Annotated in this window: 19 protein-coding genes; 5 read left to right on the top strand and 14 right to left on the bottom strand. The window is 71.5% G+C overall.

From position 1 onward, the window contains the following. Positions 1 to 33: 33 nt before the first annotated feature. Genes JIG36_RS35175 through JIG36_RS35155 form a run of 5 tightly spaced genes read right to left on the bottom strand, consistent with a single transcriptional unit; the run spans position 34 to position 2,629 of the window. On the bottom strand, positions 34 to 795 hold the full coding sequence (locus JIG36_RS35175) for an ABC transporter permease (protein ID WP_203380739.1): 762 nt from the start codon (positions 793 to 795) through the stop codon (positions 34 to 36). Continuing rightward, on the bottom strand, positions 792 to 1,559 hold the full coding sequence (locus tag JIG36_RS35170; protein ID WP_203380738.1) for an ABC transporter ATP-binding protein: 768 nt from the start codon (positions 1,557 to 1,559) through the stop codon (positions 792 to 794). The genes JIG36_RS35175 and JIG36_RS35170 overlap by 4 nt, the downstream gene beginning before the upstream one ends. Before the next feature lie 14 nt (positions 1,560 to 1,573). Then, entirely contained in the window at positions 1,574 to 2,002 is a 429-nt protein-coding gene (locus JIG36_RS35165) for an SHOCT-like domain-containing protein (protein WP_203380737.1), read from the bottom strand. Between the two features lie 10 nt (positions 2,003 to 2,012). Continuing rightward, entirely contained in the window at positions 2,013 to 2,243 is a 231-nt protein-coding gene (locus JIG36_RS35160) for a hypothetical protein (RefSeq protein ID WP_203380736.1), read from the bottom strand. A gap of 5 nt (positions 2,244 to 2,248) precedes the next feature. Further along, positions 2,249 to 2,629: a DUF2089 domain-containing protein gene (locus JIG36_RS35155; RefSeq protein WP_203380735.1), complete on the bottom strand. Its 381-nt coding sequence runs from the start codon at positions 2,627 to 2,629 to the stop codon at positions 2,249 to 2,251. Between the two features lie 226 nt (positions 2,630 to 2,855). Between JIG36_RS35155 and JIG36_RS35150 the strand changes: the two genes are divergently transcribed. Genes JIG36_RS35150 through JIG36_RS35140 form a run of 3 tightly spaced genes read left to right on the top strand, consistent with a single transcriptional unit; the run spans position 2,856 to position 5,393 of the window. After that, positions 2,856 to 3,167, top strand: coding sequence for a DUF6403 family protein (locus tag JIG36_RS35150; RefSeq protein ID WP_203380884.1), 312 nt, complete (start codon positions 2,856 to 2,858; stop codon positions 3,165 to 3,167). Continuing rightward, positions 3,160 to 4,512, top strand: coding sequence for a hypothetical protein (locus JIG36_RS35145; RefSeq protein ID WP_203380734.1), 1,353 nt, complete (start codon positions 3,160 to 3,162; stop codon positions 4,510 to 4,512). Before JIG36_RS35150 ends, JIG36_RS35145 begins: the two co-directional genes overlap by 8 nt. Further along, positions 4,509 to 5,393: a hypothetical protein gene (locus tag JIG36_RS35140; RefSeq protein ID WP_203380733.1), complete on the top strand. Its 885-nt coding sequence runs from the start codon at positions 4,509 to 4,511 to the stop codon at positions 5,391 to 5,393. Before JIG36_RS35145 ends, JIG36_RS35140 begins: the two co-directional genes overlap by 4 nt. Here JIG36_RS35140 and JIG36_RS35135 read toward each other — a convergent pair. Next, on the bottom strand, positions 5,359 to 6,192 hold the full coding sequence (locus tag JIG36_RS35135) for an oxidoreductase (RefSeq protein WP_203380732.1): 834 nt from the start codon (positions 6,190 to 6,192) through the stop codon (positions 5,359 to 5,361). The genes JIG36_RS35140 and JIG36_RS35135 overlap by 35 nt on opposite strands. Before the next feature lie 100 nt (positions 6,193 to 6,292). On the opposite strand from JIG36_RS35135, the gene JIG36_RS35130 reads away from it, so the two are divergent. After that, positions 6,293 to 7,135: a helix-turn-helix transcriptional regulator gene (locus JIG36_RS35130; RefSeq protein ID WP_203380731.1), complete on the top strand. Its 843-nt coding sequence runs from the start codon at positions 6,293 to 6,295 to the stop codon at positions 7,133 to 7,135. Here the strand turns inward: JIG36_RS35130 and JIG36_RS35125 are convergent. The 6 genes from JIG36_RS35125 to JIG36_RS35100 form a co-directional block, all read right to left on the bottom strand. Beyond that, positions 7,104 to 9,683 (bottom strand): ATP-binding protein, encoded by a 2,580-nt coding sequence (locus JIG36_RS35125; RefSeq protein ID WP_203380730.1) that lies wholly within the window; start codon positions 9,681 to 9,683, stop codon positions 7,104 to 7,106. The genes JIG36_RS35130 and JIG36_RS35125 overlap by 32 nt on opposite strands. A 55-nt stretch (positions 9,684 to 9,738) precedes the next feature. Continuing rightward, positions 9,739 to 9,957, bottom strand: a complete 219-nt coding sequence (locus tag JIG36_RS35120; protein ID WP_203380729.1) for a hypothetical protein — start codon at positions 9,955 to 9,957, stop codon at positions 9,739 to 9,741. Positions 9,958 to 10,064: 107 nt separating this feature from the next. After that, positions 10,065 to 10,319, bottom strand: coding sequence for a hypothetical protein (locus tag JIG36_RS35115; protein WP_203380728.1), 255 nt, complete (start codon positions 10,317 to 10,319; stop codon positions 10,065 to 10,067). A gap of 13 nt (positions 10,320 to 10,332) precedes the next feature. Then, positions 10,333 to 11,658 (bottom strand): protein-glutamine glutaminase family protein, encoded by a 1,326-nt coding sequence (locus tag JIG36_RS35110; RefSeq protein WP_203380727.1) that lies wholly within the window; start codon positions 11,656 to 11,658, stop codon positions 10,333 to 10,335. Between the two features lie 443 nt (positions 11,659 to 12,101). Then, complete coding sequence (locus JIG36_RS35105) at positions 12,102 to 12,932, bottom strand: rhamnogalacturonan acetylesterase (protein WP_203380726.1); 831 nt, start codon at positions 12,930 to 12,932, stop codon at positions 12,102 to 12,104. A gap of 193 nt (positions 12,933 to 13,125) precedes the next feature. Then, on the bottom strand, positions 13,126 to 14,010 hold the full coding sequence (locus JIG36_RS35100; protein WP_203380725.1) for a bile acid:sodium symporter family protein: 885 nt from the start codon (positions 14,008 to 14,010) through the stop codon (positions 13,126 to 13,128). A 50-nt stretch (positions 14,011 to 14,060) separates the two neighbouring features. Here JIG36_RS35100 and JIG36_RS35095 point away from each other — a divergent pair, with 50 nt between their 5' ends. Next, positions 14,061 to 14,840 (top strand): alpha/beta fold hydrolase, encoded by a 780-nt coding sequence (locus tag JIG36_RS35095; protein ID WP_307873038.1) that lies wholly within the window; start codon positions 14,061 to 14,063, stop codon positions 14,838 to 14,840. Here JIG36_RS35095 and JIG36_RS35090 read toward each other — a convergent pair. Then, positions 14,767 to 16,791: an iron ABC transporter permease gene (locus JIG36_RS35090; RefSeq protein ID WP_307873037.1), complete on the bottom strand. Its 2,025-nt coding sequence runs from the start codon at positions 16,789 to 16,791 to the stop codon at positions 14,767 to 14,769. The two genes, JIG36_RS35095 and JIG36_RS35090, sit on opposite strands and share 74 nt — an antisense overlap. Beyond that, positions 16,788 to 17,837: an iron-siderophore ABC transporter substrate-binding protein gene (locus JIG36_RS35085; RefSeq protein ID WP_203380723.1), complete on the bottom strand. Its 1,050-nt coding sequence runs from the start codon at positions 17,835 to 17,837 to the stop codon at positions 16,788 to 16,790. Before JIG36_RS35085 ends, JIG36_RS35090 begins: the two co-directional genes overlap by 4 nt. Positions 17,838 to 17,930: the final 93 nt, after the last annotated feature.

Genomic DNA, 17,930 nt, shown 5'->3' with positions numbered 1-17,930 from the left:
AGGGTGGCCGCACGCTCCGGTGCGGCCACCCGGTCACCGGACCTTGCGCCGGTAGGCCAGAACAGCGAACACGTAGGCGACGATGCCGATGCCGGCGCACCAGCCCAGGGCCAGCCAGACGTCGCTGCCGACCGGCTGCCCGTCGAGCAGGGCCCGGGTCGAGTCGACGATGGAGGTCACCGGCTGGTTCTCGGCGAACGCGCGCACCGGGCCGGGCATCGTCTCGGTCGGGACGAACGCCGAGCTGACGAACGGCAGGAAGACGATCGGGTAGGAGAAGGCGCTGGCGCCGTCGGGGGTGGAGGCGGAGAGGCCGGCCAGCACCGCGATCCAGGTCAGGGCGAGGGTGAACAGGGCCAGGATCCCGGCCACGGCCAGCCAGGCGAGCACGCCGGCCGAGGTGCGGAAGCCGATGATCAGCCCGACCCCGACGATGACGGCCACCGAGATGGCGTTGGCGACCAGCGAGGTCAGCACGTGGCCCCAGAGGACGGACGAGCGGGTGATCGGCATCGAGTGGAAGCGTTCGAAGATGCCGTTCTGCATGTCGTTGAAGAGCCGGAATCCCGTGTACGAGATCCCGCTCGCGATCGCGATGAGCAGCACGCCCGGCATGAGGTAGTTGACGTAGTTGTCGGTGTTCGCCTCGATGGCCCCGCCGAACACGTAGCGGAACAGCAGCAGGAACGCGATCGGCATGATCGTGACCGTGATGATGGTGTCGACGCTGCGGGTCACATGCTTGAGCGAGCGCCCGAGCATCACGTTGGTGTCGTTGAACGCGTGCGTGGTCATCGCTGGGCCTCCCCGCCGCCGACGGTGGCCAGGAAGATCTCTTCCAGGGTGGGCTGCGTCTCCACGTATTCGACCCGCGCCGGCGGAAGCAGTTCGCGCAGCTCGGCCAGGGTGCCCGAGGCGATGATGGTGCCCCGGTGCAGGATCGCTATCCGGTCGGCCAGCTTCTCGGCCTCTTCCAGGTGCTGGGTGGTCAGCAGGATCGTGGTGCCGCCACCGGCCAGGTCGCGGATCATCTTCCACACCTCGAGCCGGGCCTCGGGGTCGAGACCGGTGGTGGGTTCGTCGAGGAAGATGACCGGCGGGTCGCCGATGAAGCTCATGGCGATGTCGAGCCGGCGGCGCATGCCCCCGGAATAGGTGGCGACCCGGCGTGCGCCCGCGTCGGCCAGGCCGAACTGCGCGAGCAGGTCGTCGGCGACCCGGCGCGGATCGGGCACCCGGCGCAGCCGCGCCACCATGATCAGGTTCTCGCGGCCGGTCAGGATCTCGTCGACCGCCGCGAACTGGCCGGTCAGGCTGATCGATTCCCGTACGCGGGCCGGCTGCGCGACGACATCGCAACCGTTGACGGTGGCCGTGCCGTCGTCGGGCCGCAGCAGTGTGGACAGGATCCTCACGACGGTGGTCTTGCCGGCGCCGTTCGAGCCGAGCAGGGCGAAGACGCTGCCCCGGGCGACGTCGAAGTCGACACCCGTCAGAACGTGGAGTTGCTGGAAGGACTTCTGCAATCCGCGGACCCGGATCGCCGGGTTCTGGTCCATGCGTCTCGTCCCGGCTACTCGGCGAAGACCTGGATCTTGGCGCCCGGATCGTCGACGTCGATGGTGACCTCGTCGAGCTGGTCGATGAGCTCCTCCAGCTGCTCCGGCTTGAGCTGGGTGAGGTCGATCGGCACCCCCGACTTGCCCAGCTCGGCGTTCACCTTGAGCAGGGCCTGGGGCGGGACGAGGCTGGCCAGCTTCACGCCGGCCCGCAACAGCTGGATCGGGACCCGTACGTTGATCCGGGTCGGACCGTCGCTGCCGCCCTCTTCCGAATGCACCACGACCCGCAGGTATTTGGGCCGGGCCTTGGGATAGGCGGCGGGGGTGGGTGGAGGTTCGGGCTGTTGCCGGTCGAGCGCGTCGAGGAGGCGCTCGGCCTCGTCGGCGGTGACCTTGCCCTCGGAGAGCATCTGCAGGATCTGACGGCGTTGCTCATTCATGACGGGTCCTTCATCTGAGATGTATGGAAAAGGCGGTCTCGCCGTCGTCGAGGTCGAAGACGGCGCCCGGCAGGGCCCACACCACGCGCCCGAGACCGCGCAGGCCGCCCAGGGGGCTGATCCGGAAGTAGACGCAGGCGATCAACAGGATCGGGATGAGCAGCAGCAACAACGGCAGCAACGGCACGAACCAGCGCCGCCGGCGACCGTCCCGGCCGCGGTAGCGAACAGCCGCCAGCATGGGGATCACCGCTGCTGTTCCAGCTCGGCCAGGGCCTCCTCGGCGCTGATCTCTCCGCGCTGCAGGCGGTCGATGACCTCGGCGCTCGCCGGGGCCGGGCCGGTCTCGGTGGCCTCGACGTGTTCGGCGAAGTCGAGCTGCTGCGCGACCCGGTTGAGCCGGGACTTGACCGTCGGGTAGCTCACCCCGAAGATCCGCTCCATCTCCTTGATCGAGCCATGGGCCCGCACGAACGCGGCGACGAAGACCTGGTCGTCGATGCTGAGCTGGGCCAGCTGCGGCGGCTCGAACGCTCCCTCGATCGCGATGCCGCTGCCGGTGAGGCGCACCCGCTCGACCGTGAACGGTTGCCCCTTGGTCAGGTCCGTCAGCTCCTGCCAGTCCAACGCCGGCTCCTCTCCCGTAACGCGATGCCCTCTAGGTATACCGCCTTATCTTGAGTCTTCATAGGCCTGTGATTAACTTATTCAAGATCAACATTAATAATCTTGATCCGACTCGCAGTGAAACGAGGCGTCGGTATTTCTCCGAAGCCGCTCGCGGAGGCGGGTCATCGGGTGACGGGGTGGATCAAGGGCTGTCATCTGGCGATAGGGCAGAATGACCCAGGTCATGTCGCTGTCCTGGTGGGTCTGGCCGGTCGGAGTCGTGCTGCTGTGCGCGGCCGGCGTCGGCTCGGTCCTGGTGCCCCGCCTGCGCGCCGCGAGCCTGGAACGCCGCGTGGCCTGGTCGGCCGCCCGCGCCGCGATCGACCGCGCGGCCGTGAGCCGGGACGCGGCACCGGTCACCGTTGAAGAGGCCGAGCGGTTGCTGGCCGAGGCCGAGCTCGTCGTCGCCGGTGGCGGTGGCCCGGCGGCCGCCCGCACCGCCACCGACCACGCCCGCCGGGCCGACTCGATGTGGCGGGCGGCCACGGATGCCTGACCTGCGCCGGGCCCGCGGCTGGGCGCGCTGGATCGTGCTGGGAATCGCGGCCGCGGTGTTCGTGCTGTTCCTGCTCGCTCAGCGACAGAGCGTCGCCGTGAGCTATGGGCAGTCACCCTCGGCGGGCGGCCGCATCGCCGAGGGGTCGGCGGGCGAGCTCAGCGCCGCCACGGTGCCTTCCGCCGAGGAGATGACCGCCCTGGTCAAGGTGCAGCCGGTGGTGCGGCTGCCCGGCGCGGTGGCGCGCTGGGACACCGAGCGCGTGGGCGCGGCCATCGCGGGCGCCGACATCCGCATCATCGTCGCTCCGCCCGGCCTGGACGAGGCCGAACGCGACCGGGTACGCGCCGTCAAGGAGGCCACCGTACGGGTGATCGGGACCCAGGTGACCGGAGGCTTCTACCAGTCGTCGCACAGCACCGTGCCCGAGTGGCGGGCCGAGTTCGCCACCGGCGACGTCACCGCGACCCTGGTCAGCCTGATCTTCGCGATCCGTGAAGAGGACGAACAGCTCCAGCCGGCCGCCGTGACGCAGTGGCGCGAGCCGACGTCGGCCGAACTGGCCCCGATGGTGACCGGGCTGCGGAGCACCGGACGCTTCACAGCCCCCGGCGCCACCCTCACCGAGCTGCCGAAGGCCGTCACGACCGCGTTTCCCGACCGCGCTCCCCTGGTGGCCGCGCTGCCCCGGCAACCGTTCGGCGAACCCCTGCCGCACTACGGCCGAGCCCTGCAGAGCGTCTTCCCGGACACCCCGATCCTGGTGATGTACGGCGACTGGATCGAGTACAGCGGACCCCAGGCGGCCGACTTCGCCGAGCTGGCCGCGGTCACCTTCTACGCCCAGAGCGGCGATCGGATCAGCCGGTACGCGTACCCGCAGCGCAACGTCCTCGGCGCCTACCTCGGTCGGGTCACCGACCTGCGCTACGCGGGCCTGTTCGAACGCCCGCTGCCGTACGTGCCGTTCGACCCCGTCCGGGTGGGGATGCCCGCGCTGCCCTGGCTCTTTGCCGCCTGCGTTCTGGTGTTCCTGCTGCTTTCCGTACGTCCCGTGGCCCGCCCCACCAGCCGCTGGCGACCGACCGCGGGCCCGGCCCGGCTGGCCGCCCTCGCCGCCCTGGCCGTCGAGCAGTCCGCCCTCACCGGCCGCTCCGGCGATCCGGCCCTCACCCGCGGCATCACCCAGCTGAGCGCGGCCCGTGCCGCCCTCGACGACAACCTGCCCGAGCGGCACGTGCAGAGGCTGCTCGACGCCGCGGAGGCCGAGCTCGACGAATCCGGCCGGAGCCTGCCGTTCCCTGGCTACCGGCCCGGCGAATATCTGCGGGGCGGTCCGTCGTGAGGCGCCTTCTCAGGTCTCCGTTCGGGCTGGCCGTCGTGGGCTGCCTAGTTCTGGCCGGGTGGGCGCTGTGGACCGGCGGGCTGCTGGACGACACCGTCGCCCGTACGGTCCGCGGCTCCTCGGTCTATGCGGCGCCCAGCTACGACCTGGACCGGGCCGCGGCCGAACGCGTCCTCGGCAACCGGCGCGTGGTCGTGTTGCTGCTCGATCCCGGAGCCGACCTGCGGGACAGCTGCGGCGGCACCGAGCGGGCAGCCGCCGGCACCGTCGTGCTGGCCGTCAAGCCCGACGGCGAGGGCGGATTCGACCGGTACGGATGTGCGTGGCTGCCCGGCCGTGACGACGAGAACTTCGGCCGGGCCGCCGTCGCCGAGACCGTGATCGGCGACGGCATCGACGCGTTCGCCGACCGCCCGCTGGAGGCCCTCAAGGTCGTCGCGGTCAACTACGACCGGCTCGTGCGGGCCGGCACCGTGCCCGACGGCGCCCGCACCATCAGCCCGTCGCTGCCCCGCTACCTGCTCGTGGCCGCGGCCTTCGCCGGAGTGCTGGCCGGAGCGGCCGCCGTGTGGGCCGGTGGTCGTCGAGCCGCGCGCCGGGCCGCCGCCCGCCTGGATCGCCGGGAGGCCGCCGCCGACGCCCGCAGCACCTTGAGCGCCGCCTCGGCCACGCTGGCCCAGCAGATCATCGACCTCGACCGTGCGGCCCGGCCGGCGGCTGTCGGTCCCGCCGCCCGGCGGCTGGCCGCGGACTACGCCACGCTGCTGGAGGAGATCACGGCCGCGGACAGCGCGGGCGGTTCCGACCAGCAGTGGGCCGACCTGACCGCCCGCTGCCGGGCGATGATCAAGCGGGCTGCGGAAAGTCGGTCGAGCGGCTGAGCTCGTCCCAGGCGGCGAGGTCGCGGTCGACGGCGTCGCGGGCGGTCCGGACCACCCGCAACGCGTCGGAGCCCAGCACGAGGTGCCGGGGCGGCTGATCCACATCGAGGATCCGCAGGACGGCCGCGGCCGCGCGGGCCGGGTCGCCCAGCTGCCGGCCGCTCGCGTCCCGCCGGGCGTCGCGGATGGGGCCGAACAGCTCGTCGTAGTCGGCGACGCGGCGCGGCGCCCGGGTCATCGAGCGCCCGGCCCAGTCGGTGCGGAACGAGCCCGGTGCGACCGCGGTGACGTGGATGCCGAACCCGGCGACCTCCTGGGCGAGCGATTCGAGGATGCCCTCGACGGCGAACTTGCTGCCGCAATAGGCGGAGACGCCGGGGAAACCCGCGAGGCCGCCCATGGACGTGACGGCGAGGATGTGGCCGCGGCGGCGCTCGCGCATGTACGGCAGGACGGCCTGGACGGTGGACACGGTGCCGAAGACGTTCACGTCGAACTGGTCGCGCACGGCCGCCAACGGAGTCTCCTCGAACGTGCCCTCCAGCCCGTACCCGGCGTTGGCGATCAGCACATCGATGGGACCGACCGACTTCTCCACGTCGGCGGCCACGGCTTGGACGGCGTCGTCGTCGGTGACGTCGAGAAGGCGTACGTGGGAACGCTCTGGATGAAGGCCGGCGAAGTCGTCCGTGTCCTTGCGCACGGTCCCGACAACGGTGTGCCCGGCTTCCAGCGCGGCGAGGGCGAAGGCCCGGCCGAGGCCGCTGCTGACCCCGGTGATCAGAAAGGTCTTGGTCATGAACCGAGCCTGTTCGCCGCGGCCGCCCGGGGCCAGGACAGGTCTTTCCTGGGCATGACATACCCAGGCACGACGGCCGGGCCCGGCTTAGCCTCGAGGCATGCAGGGCAACGACCTCGGCGGTTTCCTCCGCGCGCTCCGGTCCCGGCTGCGACCCGAGGACGTGGGGCTTCCCTCGTACGGGCGGCGCCGGGTGGCCGGGCTGAGGCGTGAGGAGGTCGCCGTGCTGGCCGGGATGAACAGCGACTACTACGCCCGTCTGGAGCAGGGCCGCGAACGTAGCCCGTCCCCGCAGATCCTCGAGGCCCTCAGCCAGGCCCTGCGGATGGACGACCACGCCCGCGACCACCTGTTCCGGCTGGCCGGCACCGCACCCGACTCCCGCCCGGCCCCGCGCGAGAAGGTCAGCGAACCACTTCAGCACCTGCTCGACGGGCACCCGAGCGCGCCCGCCTTCGTGCGCAACCCGGCCAAGGACTTCATGGCGGTCAACGCCCTCGCCGAGGCGCTGTTCGCCCCGTTCAAGGCGGTCGGCAACCTGGCCCGCATGACGTTCCTCGACCCGGTGGCCCGCCACTTCTTCGCCGACTGGGACGTCTTCGCCGAGTCGATCGTGGCCGGCCTGCGCCACTCGGCCGGCCTCGACCCGGACTACCCACGCCTGCGCGAGCTGGTGAACGCCCTCAGCGAGGAGAGCGACGACTTCGCCGCGCTCTGGTCGTCCCACGCGGTCTATGGCAAGACGCGCACCGCGACGAGGTTCGACCATCCCGATGTCGGGCCGCTTGCGCTCGTGTCCCAGTCCTTCGACGTACGAGGGGCCGCGGGTCAGCTCCTCGTCGTCTACCAGCCCGAGCCCGCCGGCCCCAGCGCCGAGGCCCTGACCCTGCTCGGCAGCCTGCACGCGAGCTTTACCCGGGATTCTGATCCAGCAGGGCCCTGATCTCCTCGGCCTCGGGCATGCCGACGGCGGTGTAGAGCGTCAGGGCCTGCTGGTAATGGTCCCGGGCCCGGGCGTGGTCGCCGAGGGCGCGGTGGGTGTGGCCGAGGCCCGCGTGGGCGATGGCCTGGTCGTCGGGCATGTCGACGTCGACCGCCGTGGTCAGCGCCTCGGCGTGGTAGGCGAGCGCGTCGGTCAGCCGCCCGGCGGCGAAGGCGGCCTCGCCGAGACCGTTGAGCGTGCCGACCTCGCCGCCCTTGTTGCCGAGCTCGCGGAAGACGGCCAGCGCCGCCTCGAAATAGTCGATGGCCCGCTCCGGCCGGCCCAGGACGGTGTTCAGGATGCCGAGGCTGTCGAGCGCCCCGGCCTCGTTGTTGTGGTTGCCGAGCTGCCGGAACAGGGCAAGGGCCTGCTCCAGGTGGCCGGCCGCCGACTCGTGCCGGCCCGCCCGCGTCTCGATGTCCCCGAGGATGTTCAGCGCCTGGGCCTCGCCGTGGCGGTTGCCGATCTGCCGGTCCAGCGCGAGGGCCTGCTCGCAGTGGTCGATCGCCTCGGTGAACCGGCTCAGCCGTTCCAGGGTCAGGCCGATGCCGCTGAGCATGTTGGCCTCGCCGATGCGGTCGCCGGCCTGCCGGTAGAGGGCGAGGGCCTGCTGCTTGTAGTCGATGGCCTCCGGGTAGCGCCCCGTCCACTGCATGACCGTGGCCAGCTCATAGAGGGTGGCCGCCTCCCCGGCGGTGTCCCCGGTGCGGCGGAACAACTCCAGCGAGGTCTCGAGGTCGTCGGTGGCCCGCTTGGGCGAACCGAGCCGCCGGTGGGCCACACCGAGGCCGTTGAGAGCGTGGGCCTGCCCGTCGAGGTCGCCGAGCTCGCGCGCGGCCCGCAGGGCGTGGCCGTGCACGGTCAGGGCGTCGTTGTGGTGGCCACCCTTGAGGTGACGCGACAGGGTTCGGGCCAGCGCGACGGCGTGTTCGGGGGAGCCGTGCGCCGTGACCGCGATCAGCACCGGCCGTTCGGTGTCCAGCCAGGCGATGGCGCTCTCCGAGCCGGTCAGGTCGGGGACCGGGGTGGTGATCGCCCGCACCGGGGGTCGTTGCTGGGCCTCGCCCGGGTGCAGCGTGTTCATGGCCGCCCCGGCGGTGGCCAGGTAGTAGTCGAACAGGCGGGTCAGCGCGGCCCGGCGGGCGGCCGGCGGGTCCTGGTCGTGGGCGCGGTCGGTGGCGTACGCGCGGACCAGGTCGTGGAAGGCGTACCGGCCCGGTGTGGTCGGCTGCAGCAGGTGGTCGTGGGCGAGATGGTCGAGCCGGGCCGCGGCGGTCGGCGCGTCGGTGTCGACCAGGGCGGCCGCGGCGTACGCGTCGAAGTCCTGACCCGGGTGCAGTGCGGCCAGGCGCAGCAGCCGTTGCCGGTCGGCCGGCAGATCCTGATAGGACAGTTCGAGGGCGAGCTCGACCCCGGAGTCGAGGCGCCGGTCGCGGTGGCGTTCGTCCAGGCGGTCGGCGTGGTCGGCCAGCGTCCAGTGGGGGAAGCTGCGGATGTGCCCGGCGACCAGGCTCAGCGCCAGCGGCAGGTGGCCGCAGCGGTCGGCGATGCGGGCCAGCGCTTCCGGCTCCGGGGCCGTGTGCAGGTCGGCCACCGCGCGCCGCAGGAAAGCCGCCGCCTCGTCCGGGGTGAACACGTCGACGGTGAGCGCGGTGGCGGTGTCCAGGCCGGTCAGGGTACGCCGGCTGGTGATCAGGGCCAGGCAGCCCGGGGTGTCCGGCAGCAACGGCCGCACCTGCGTGGTGGTGGCCGCGTTGTCCAGCACGACGAGCGTACGGGTCCCGGCCAGCCGCCCCCGGTAGGCGGTGACGCGGGCGTCGAGCGTGTGCGGGATCCGGTGACCGGAAACGCCGAGCACACGCAGGAACCCGTCGAGCACCGCCGCCGGATCGGCCGGCGGCTGGGCCCGGTCGGCGTGGAACCCCCGCAGGTTGACGAACAGCACCCGGTCGAACGGTCTCCTACGGCCCAGTTCGTGCCCGGCGTGGATCGCGAGCTGCGTCTTGCCGACGCCGGCCATCCCCGCGATCGCCGAGATCACGACGGCGCCGCCGCGCTGCTGGGCGAGGCGCAGCCGCTGGAGTTCCCCACGCCGTCCGGTGAACCCGGGCACCTCCGGCGGCAGGCTGTCCTGCACGCGGACCTGGGACACGGCGTCGATCTCGGCGCCGACCGCTCGCAGGGCCTGCTGCCACTGGGTGACGTAACCCCGGTCGGGGTGCAGCGCCTCGACGATCGCGACGACGAGGTCGGTGTTGAGCCGCCGCCGGCCGGCCCGGAAACAGTCGGCCACCGTGGACCGGCGGGTCAGCTCCCGCGCCGGGCGTCCGGCCGCGGTCCAGGCCGCGTTGACCCGGTCCTTGATGGTGTCGTACGACGGGTCGCCGGCCCACACCTTCAGACGGCGCAGCCGCTCGGCCACGTCGTCGAGGCTGCCGGCCTGGGCGGGATCGGGCAGCGTGGCGAACGCCCGGACGGCGTCGGTCTCCGGTCCGTCCGGCCGCCCCATCGATCACCCCATCGACATGCCCTGATGTCTTCCGGGTTCGACCCTATCGCCCGGATCACCGGTTGTCGTCCAGGTCAGGGGCCGGGCCGGCGTCGATGGCCGCCGTTTCGGCGTCGGTGCTCCCGTCGGCCAGGTCGGCCGGGGCTGCTCCGGCGTCGGTGCCGGCGTCGTCCTCAGTCCGGATGGCGGCCGTCGGGGCGTTCCCCTCCGTGCTGATCCGCACGACGATCTCACCCTTGCCGTCCCAGCCGTCGAGCTCGACCGCGATACGCATGACGTTGCCTCCTCGTGTGCTGTGCCCGGTCAGGCTCGTGAGCCCGAGCCGAGCCGAGCCGGGCCCGGTCAGGCTCGTGAGCCCGAGCCGAGCCGAGCCGGGCCCGGTCAGGGAAAGACGGCGTAGCGGCCGTCGAAAGTGACGTTGGCGCCGGTCAGGTTGGTGACCGTGATCCAGTAGGTGCACTGGGTGGACGAGGCGCGTTCGACGGCCACGTCCCAGTCGATCTGCGGCGCGCCGACCGCCGGCGACGTCGGCATGATGTACCAGACGACGTGCCACCCGGCCGGCCAGCCGAACGTGAACCAGCGCCTGGTGGTGTTGGGGCCGATGGTCGCCGTGAATTGGGTTCCGGTCCTCATGGTTCGCTCCCGGTCACTTGCTCAGGACGTCATAGCGGCCCTCGAAACGGACCGTCCGCGAGGTCTGGTTCTTGACGGTGATCCAGTACGTGCACTGCGTGGCGCTCGCCCGTTCCACCGCGACCTTCCACGACAGTTGCGGCGCCCCCGGGCAGATCGAGGTCGGCATGATGGTCCAGAGCACGTGCCAGGTGGCCGGCCAGCCGAAGGTGAACCAGCGCCGGGTCGCGCCGGGCCCGATCGTGCCGCGCCACTGCACCCGCGGCGGGTTGGGTTCGCAGTTCAGGTAGGGCGGTGGCCCGTCGCTGGAGGCGGAGCGCAGCTGAAGCTGGGCGCGGTAGGTGGCCAGCACCGAGTTCGTCTGGCTGTAGGTGGGGTCGAACACGACGGCGCCGCTGAACGAGCGGTGGAAGACGTCGGCGCCGGTGGGCACCAGGGCCGGATTCGGGTCGCCCTGCACCGAGGCCCAGACCGGCTGCGTCACCGGCCCGGGGAACAGTGCCGGATCGACGACGTACGTCTGTGGGCCGGAACCGGTGTTCACCGACAGCGTCGGCGCGACGTGCCAGCCCCAGTAGACGTTGCAGTCCGGCTTGTTGGCGCTCACCACGTGCAGGTTTCCATAGATCCACACCTTGCCCGGCTGGGTGCCGGCCGCCTGCATGAGCCGGCACATCTCGTGGGCCCGGCCCCAGCACCCGTCGTCGGGGAAGGTGAACGGGATGCAGGAACCGCCCGGACCGGCGGAACAGCACACGCGCCCGTTGACCAGGTCGAACATCTGCTGGGCGACCGAGAACGCCACGGGCGCGTCCGCGGTGGGACCGCTGTCGGTCGCGGCCTGCTCATCCGCGGGCCGCGGCACCGCTTTTGGGGTCGGCCGGACGTCGATGATCTCGTGTTGGTCGATTGTCTCGGTCACCAGCACGAGCGTGTCGCCGGCCCGGGCGGCTTCGAGCAACGCCCGCAGCTCCTCGAAGTCGGGGTTGTCGCGGCGGAGCCAGTGCCGGGCATGGGATACCACGAGCTCGACCTCGACCGCGTCGTCCCGTTCCTCCATGGCACCGACGCCGACCTCGACCGGGCACAGCACCCGGGTGATCTCGGCCGTGCCCGGGTCGATCTCCACGTAGGCGTTCAGCCCCGCCGACCGCATCTGCTCGAGCGCGGCGAGCCAGCCCGGCGCGTGGTCCTGCGACATGTCGAGACGTGCGTTGACCCCGCCGGCAAAGGCTACGGTCGCCATTCCCGGGGGCGCCGCGTCGGCCGCTTTCGAGGCGATTCCAAGCGGCCGACCGATGCCGCGGACCTCGTCGACGAGAGCATTCGATCGTGGCATGGATGACCTCCGATCGGAGAACAAGCTTGGGAAATCATGGCGCCGTCGAGCCACCGTGGGCAGCGCGAACGGCGGCCCGGAATTGTTTTCCCGGCGATTGACGAGCCATTTCAGACGTCAATCAGTCTCGTTTCCCGAGCCCGCCATGTCAAAGTCGATGCGCTTGCGTGTTCGAGATCCGACAGCCGCTCCTTGCATTTACGGCAAGAGGGAAATAGGCCGAAATGCCATTCCGGCGGCGCCGCCTGGTCCATCACCGGCAGCGCGGTGACCGCCCGTGCGGCCATCACCCGTGCGGAGGTCCGAGCCGGTCAGCTCACGGCCGCGCGGCGAGGTCTGGGCCGGTCGGCTCGCGGCCGTGCGGCGAGGTTCGGGCCGGGCGGCTCGCGGCCGGGCGGCTCGCGGCCGGGCGGCTCGCGGCCGGGCGGAAAGGTGCGAGCCGATCAGCTCTCGGCCGGGCGGGTGGGCGGCCAGGCCAGCACGTCGTCCGGAATGGACGGATCGTGCAGGGCGCGCCGGTCGCGGCCCGGAATCCCCGCGCCCGCGGCGGCCACCAGGCGAGCCACCTCGATCGCCCCGTGCGCCTGGAAGTGCGTGTTGTCGGCGACGCCGTCCGGATAGTTGGGCATCTCACCCGGGTCGAGCCAGAGGAAGTAGTCCTTGGTCGGTTCCGGCCCGAGCTCGCTCCACAGCGCGAACGAACGGGCGGTCAGGTCGATCAGCGGCGTACGGGTGGCCTCGGCCAGGGCCCGCATCGAGTCCGGATATTCGCCGTGCGAGAGATAGGGCGTGCCGTCCGTACGGAATCGGCGTCGTTCCACCGGGGTGACCAGAATCGGCCGGGCCCGCCGCGCACGAGCGCCGTCCAGGTAGAGCCGCAGATAGTCCTGGAAGGTGGTCCACGGCTCGGTGTAGCGCGCCGGATCCTCGGCCTTCTCGTCGTTGTGCCCGAACGAGATCAGCAACACGTCGCCGGGCCGGATCGCGGCCAGGATGAGGTCGAGCCGCCCCAGATCGGCGAAGCTCTTCGAGCTGGCCCCCGACAGTGCCGCGTTCTCCACCGCGATGTCCGGCCGAAGGAACACGGGCAACGCCTGCCCCCAGCCCGCGCGCGGCACGTCGGCGGTCGCATAGGTGGCGGCGGTCGAATCGCCGGCCACGAAGACGGTCCGGCGGTTGCCGCGGCCTCCGGCCAGCGCCGGTTCCGTCCCGTACGCCGAGACAACCGCCCCGCCAAGGGCGGCCCGCAGCAGCGTTCTCCGATCCAGCACCATGTCGCCATTAAATCAACGCTCATCAATATAGGCAAGCGCTTTCCTGCCCATGATGCTGTCGGGATGGGGGCGTGGGTAGTCAGCCGGGCTCGGTCACGAGGAGGAGCACGGATGAGGCGAGAAGGTGTGGGAGCCCGCTGCGGCGATTCGCAGTCGCAGGCGGCCTGACCATCGATAGGGTTCCGCTCGCGGGCTACATTGCGGCTGCCTCTGTCTCGCGGGCGTGGCGGCGGGTCACCAGGTAGCCGAAGGCGGCGGCGGTGAAGAACATGACGATGCCGTAGACGGCGGCCGGCACGGCCATCTCGGTGCTGTTCAGCAGGACCGGACTGACCGCGATGGTGATGGCCAGCGTGCTGTTGTGGATGCCGATCTCCATGCCGACGGCGATCGACTCGCGGCGGCCCACGCCGGCCAGGCGAGGGGCGCCGTAGCCGATGGCGAGACTGACCACGTTGAACAGCAGGACTGCCAGGCCCACGGCTACGAAGTAGTCGGCGACGTTCTCGCGCTCCTTCAGGATCGTGCCGGCCACCACCGCGACCAGGACGACGACCGACACGATTTTGACCGGTCGGGCCAGACGCTCGGCGACAGAAGGGAAGCGGGCGCGCACGGCCATGCCGATGGCGACCGGCACCAGCACGATCGCGAAGACCTGGAGCACCTTGTCGAACTGGAGGCCGATGGATCCGCCGCCGTCGAGGAAGTGGGTGGCCGACAGGTTGACGACGATCGGCAGGGTGACGACCGCCAGCACCGAGTTGACCGCGGTCAGGGTCACGTTGAGCGCGACGTGGCCGCCGAACAGGTGGCTGTAGAGGTTGGCCGTGGTGCCGCCGGGGGAGGCCGCGAGCAGCATCATGCCGACGGCCAGGGCCGGGGGCAGATCGAGCAGCACGACCAAGCCGAAGCACAGGACGGGCAGCAGCAGCACCTGGCAGCCGAGCGCGATCAGGGCCGCCCGGGGATAGCTGACGACGCGGCGGAAGTCGGCGACGGTCAGGCCGAGACCCAGCCCGAACATGATGATGCCGAGCGCGATGGGCAGACCGACGGCGGTCAACGGCGAGTCCATGGCGCAGGATTGTGCCCTGGATCACTACGTCCCGGCCATAGGCTGGACGGGTGCGGACGGACTATCTCCCGATCAACGGTGTCGACCTCTATTCGGAGATAGCCGGCGAGGGCGAACCGGTCCTGCTGCTGCACGGCGGCTTCTGTTCCCTCGAGTCGTTGCGGGCCCAGTCCGACGCGCTGGTTCCCGATCACCGGGTCTACGCCTTCGAACGACCGGGACATGGGCGCTCGGCCGACATCGAGGGGGATTACGCGTACGACCGGATGCTCGCCGACACGGTGGCCTGGCTCGACGCCGTCGGTCTCGAGTCGGCGCACGTCGTGGGATACAGCGACGGCGCCATCATCGGGTTGCTGCTCGCGCTCGACCACCCGGAGCGGGTTCGGTCGCTGACGGCCATCAGCGCGAACCTGGACCCGTCGGCGTTCGAGTCGGACGGGGCGCTGACCGCGAACGAGAGCGAGCCCGAGCCCAAGCCGGACGTCGAACGCCGGCACTACGAACGGTTGTCGCCGGACGGGCCGGGGCACGCTGACGCCGTACTGGGAAAGCTCTTCCGCCTCTGGACGACCCAGCCGCACATCGACCCGAAGGAGCTCGGCCGGATCACCGCGCCCACCCTGGTGATGTCGGCCGACCGTGACACCATCCCGCCCGGCCACAGTCTGCTCATCGCGTTGTCGATCCCGGGCGCGCAGCTGTGCGTCGTTCCGGGAACCACGCACCACCTTGTCGCCGAGAAGCCCGCAGTGGTCAGCGCGCTGATCCGGGACTTCGTGACCGCAGCAGCCACACGAAATAGGGCGCCCCGATCAGCGCCATCATGAGCCCGGCCGGAATCTGCGAGGGCGCGATCAGCGTACGGCCGAGGGTGTCGGCCACGCTCACGAGCAGACCGCCCAGCAGCATGGCGACCGGCACGATGCGCCCGTGCCGCACACCGACCAGGCCCCGGGCGAGGTGCGGAGCGACCAGCCCGACGAAGCCGACCACCCCGACCGCGATCACGCTCACCGCCGCCACGACCGCCGCGATCGTCAGCAGGGACAGTCGCGCGGCCTCGACCCGTACGCCGAAGATCCTCGGGGTGTCCTCGTCGATCGCCAGCAGGTCGAGCTGGCGGTGCATCCCCAGCACCACCGGCGTCGCGACCAGCAGCACGAGCGCGACCGGCAGCACGTCGGTGAAGGAACGGCCGTACGTGGTGCCGGACAGCCACGTGAGAATGCGCGGCGTGTCCCACGGGTCGGCCCGCAGCAGCAGGAACGTGCTCACGCCGTTCAACGCGTAGCCGCAGCCGATGCCGATCAGCAGGAAACGGTCCGGCCGCAGGCCCCCGCGCCAGGCCAGCACGGCGATCAGCGCGAACGTGGCGAGCCCGGTGGCGACCGCCGTCACGACGAGCGTGGGACGGCCGCCGGACAGGGCCGAGGTCACTACGATGACGGCGCCCAGCCCGGATCCGGCGGTGATGCCGAGGACGCCCGGTTCGGCCAGCGGGTTGCGCACCGTGCCCTGCACCACGGTTCCGGCCAGGGCGAGCGCCGCGCCCGCGACCACCGCGGCGGCGACCCGTGGAGCCCGGTCGTCGAGTGCGGCGGCGATCAGATCCGGTGCGGTGCCCTGGATCCAGAGCGCGAGATCTCCCGTACGCAACCACAGACTCCCCGCCAGCAGCCCGGTCAGAGCCGCCGCCCCGAGCAGCGCCGCCGCGACGACCAGGACGGTGAGGAAACGCCGGCGCGAGCGTACGGCGACGTGGGACGCGGGAGCCAAACCCGTGTCGCGCTGCCGTAGCGCCAGGATCACGATGACTGCGGCCCCGAGCAACGCGGTCGGTACGCCGGTGGGGATCGACGCCGCCGCCTGCGCGCCGAGGACCGCCCGGAGCACGGAATCGGCCAGCAGCACCAGAAGCGCCCCGGCCAGCCCGCAGGCGGGGACGAGGAAGAGGTGCCGGCCGCCCAGCCCGAGCAGCCGCACCGCCACCGGCGCGGCCAGGCCGACAAACGCGATCGGGCCGGCCAGCGTCACCGAGATCGCGGTCAGCAGAACGGCGCCGAGCACGGCCAGAACCCGGGTCGCGCGCACGGGGACGCCGAGCGAGGCGGCCGCGTCGTCGCCGAGGCCGAGCACGTCGAGCTGCCGGGCCAGCAGCAGCGCCGCGACGAGCGTGAGGACGATGACCGGGGCGGCGCGGGTGGCGGCGTCGAGGTTTAGCTGCGCCAGCGAGCCGCTGCCCCACGCGTACAGGCCGGTGGTGTTCTCCTTGAACAGGATCAGCAGCATCGCGGTGGCCGCGTCGAGAGCCATCGCGACCGCCGACCCGGCCAGGATCAGCCGGGTCGACCCGGCGCTGGAGGCGGTGCCGACGAGACCGAGCACGAGCGCGGCCGCGAGCAGACCACCGGTGAAGGCGACGGCGCCCGAGGCCCACAGCGGCACCGCCAGACCGAAAGCGGCCACCGCGCACAGCGCGAAATAGGAGCCGGCGGTGACGGCGAGCGTGTCCGGGGCGGCCAGGGTGTTGCGGGTGACCGACTGCAGCAGCGCCCCGGCCGAGCCCAGCGCCACCCCGACCGCGATTCCGGCCAGCACGCGGGGAAGACGGGAGCCGGCCAGCACGTCCGTGACCGGCACCCCGCCGACGTCTCCGCGCCCGCCGACCAGGTCCCAGAAGCCGACCCCCGAGGTGCCCTGGGTCATGTGCCACAGCCCGGTGACGACGACCAGGACGAGCAGGCCGGTCAGGACGGCGACCCCGCGGGCGGTCCTCACTCCTTCGTGAGGATCTTGACGTACGCGTCGATCGCCTGCTCGTTCGAGAGCGGACCACCGGCACCCCACACGCCGGCCGGGAACGCGTACGCGCGCCCCTCCTTGACCGCCGGCAGCGCCGTCCAGATCGGGCTCTTGGTCAGTTCCTTTACGTAGCTGTCCGGGGTCTCGTCGTCGGAGTAGAACAGCATGGCGTTGCCGACGGCGGTGAGTCCTTCGATGTCGGTCTGGGCCAGCCCGTACGCGGGATCGACGCCCCCGCTGCCGTAGGCCGCGTTGATCTTGTCAGTCCAGGCCGGGGTCAGACCCAGCTGCTCACCGAGCTCGGTGAAGAGGGCGCCCTTGCCGTACGGGCGGACGACGACGTTGCCGCCCTCGATCCAGCCGTCGAAGAACAGAAAGTCCTTCCCCGGTACGTTCGCGGCCGCCACCTTCTGCTTGGCCTCGGCCAGGTGCCCGTCGAACTGGCGCAGCACCACGTCGGCCCGGTCGGTGCGGCCGGTGGCCTGGGCGATCATCGAGAACACCTCCTTCATGTTCGCGATCTGCCCCGAGGCGTCGGCCCCGACCGTGGCCAGCACGGGCACGCCGCGCTTCTCGAGCTTCGTGATCAGCTCGTCGTCGGCCTTGAACGCCTCCACCACGATGAGGTCGGGCTTGGTCGCATAGAGGGCGTCGAGGTCGGGTTCGCCGCGCTCGCCGGCGTTGACCACGCTCGAGGGCAGCTTCTCAGCCTTGACGTAGGTGCCGTAACCCTCGGGGTCGGCGACCGCGACCGGGTTCAGGCAGAGCGTGAGCAGGTCTTCGGTCTGCTGCCACTCCAGCACGGCGACCCGCTGGGCGGGCTTGGCCAGCTCGACCTTTCGGCCGACGCCGTCGGTCATCGACACCGGGTCGGTCGAGGTCTTCGTGGTGTCGTCGGCGCAGGTCTGCGACGTGGGGGTCTGGTCGGCGGCGGCCGGTTCGTCGACTTCGGTCGTGCCGCAGGCGGTGGCGGCGATCGTGACGGCGGCGAGGGCGGCCGCTAGGCGTACCGGGCGGATCATGTGACTTTCACTTTCTGGCGTGCCGGGTGTCGCCCGACGGGATCGATGCGGGGCCGTCCGGTGCGCGGGCCGGTGCCGACCTCGACGCGCAGG

The sequence above is a fragment of the Paractinoplanes ovalisporus genome (assembly GCF_016834655.1).
Taxonomy (GTDB): Bacteria; Actinomycetota; Actinomycetes; order Mycobacteriales; family Micromonosporaceae; genus Actinoplanes; species Actinoplanes ovalisporus.
Note: the sequence above shows the minus strand (reverse complement) of the source record. Positions and strands in the feature narration are given on the sequence as shown.